Below are 1,803 nucleotides of genomic sequence, written 5' to 3'. Positions count from 1 at the left end.
GCGCTGAACCGGCGGATGCAGTGGCAGCGATGTCCGCGGCGCTGGGATCCCCCTATGACGTGACCGGTGCGGCCTATGATCCGGAGAAGCAAACAGCTTTTGTCCGGGTCGAAGGGTTTGCAGATTCAGCGGCCTACCGGTGCCGCAAGCTGGTTTCGGAATTGGCCGGCTTTGGCAGTCCCAGGATCGAAGGCGAGGACGCCGGCCTTTGGCGAGGCATCCGCGATGCCGCGGCCTTTCACGGGCGGGACGGCGATGTCTGGCGGATTTCGGTGAAGCCATCTGACGCCGTTGCGCTGGCACCGCGGCTGCAGGCCGAGGCGCTGCAGTTCGACTGGGGCGGCGGGCTGATCTGGGCACTGGTGCCTGCGGGCACCGATCTGCGTGCGCGCGTCACCGTGCCAGGCCATGCCACGCTGGTTCGGGCCAGCGCGGACACCCGCAAGCGGCTTTGCGTGTTCCAGCCGCAGCCCGGCCCCCTGGCAGCAATCTCCGACGGGCTGCGGCGCCAGTTCGACCCGAAGGGAATCCTCAACCCCGGATTGATGGGATAAGCACATGCAGACCACTTTCACCGATGCGCAGCTGCAGGACCCGGGCACCCGGCGCGCCAACGAGATCCTGCGTGCCTGTGTGCATTGCGGCTTTTGCACGGCAACCTGCCCGACCTATCAGGTGCTGGGTGATGAGCTCGACAGCCCGCGCGGCCGCATCTACCTGATCAAGGACATGCTGGAGAATGCGCGGGTGCCGGACGAAAAGACGGTCAAGCACATCGACCGTTGCCTGTCCTGCCTGGCCTGTATGACCACCTGTCCCTCGGGGGTGCATTACATGCATTTGGTCGACCACGCCCGGGCCTATATCGAGAAACACTATGACCGGCCCTGGAGCGACCGCGCCTTGCGCTGGCTGCTGGCCCGGATCCTGCCCTATCCGGGCCGGTTCCGCCTGGCGCTGTTTGGCGCGAAGCTGGCGAAACCCTTGAAGGGGCTGATGCCGGACGCGCGGCTCAGGGCGATGCTGGATATGGCGCCGCGGCACATCCCGCCGGTCAGCCGCAACGACGATCCGCAAAGCTTTGCCGCTGCTGTGCCCCGCAAGAAACGCGTGGCGCTGATGACCGGCTGCGCGCAAAAGGCGCTGAACACCGATATCAACGACGCCACCATCCGGCTGCTGACGCGGCTGGGATGCGAGGTGGTGGTGGCCAAGGGGGCAGGGTGCTGCGGGGCGCTGACACACCACATGGGGCGCGAGGAGGAAAGCCACGCCACGGCGGCAAAGAACATCCGCGCCTGGGGTGCGGAAATGGACGGGCTGGGGTTGGACGCCATTGTCATCAACACCTCGGGCTGCGGCACCACGGTCAAGGACTACGGTCATATGTTCCGCAACGATCCGCTGGCCGCGGATGCAGCGCGGGTGTCGGAGCGAACCATGGATATCTCTGAGCTGCTGATGCAGCTGGAGCTGCCCGAGGGTGCGGACAAGGGGCTGACCGTTGCCTACCATGCCGCCTGTTCGCTGCAGCATGGCCAGCAGATCAAGACACACCCCAAGACGCTCTTGAGGCGCGCAGGGTTCACGGTGGTGGAACCCGCTGACAGCCATCTATGCTGCGGCTCGGCAGGCACCTACAACCTGATGCAGCCGGAGATTTCCACCGAACTGAAGGCCCGCAAGGTCAAGACGCTGGAGGCCAGGCAGCCGGACCTGATCGCCGCGGGCAATATCGGCTGCATGATGCAGATCGGCTCCGGCACGGAATTGCCCATCGTGCACACGGTGGAGCTGCTGGAC

Annotated in this window: 1 protein-coding gene and 1 pseudogene; both read left to right on the top strand. The window is 65.7% G+C overall.

Features of this window, described 5'->3' with window-relative positions:
* Positions 1-554: pseudogene (locus A2I95_RS35155) on the top strand (glycolate oxidase subunit GlcE); the annotation flags it as partial.
* Between the two features lie 4 nt (positions 555-558).
* On the top strand, positions 559-1,803 hold a 1,245-nt coding region (gene glcF / locus A2I95_RS35150; RefSeq protein WP_291737197.1), incomplete at its 3' end, for a glycolate oxidase subunit GlcF.

The organism is Leisingera sp. F5, from assembly GCF_001593695.1.
This window is presented reverse-complemented; position numbering and strand designations above follow the sequence as displayed.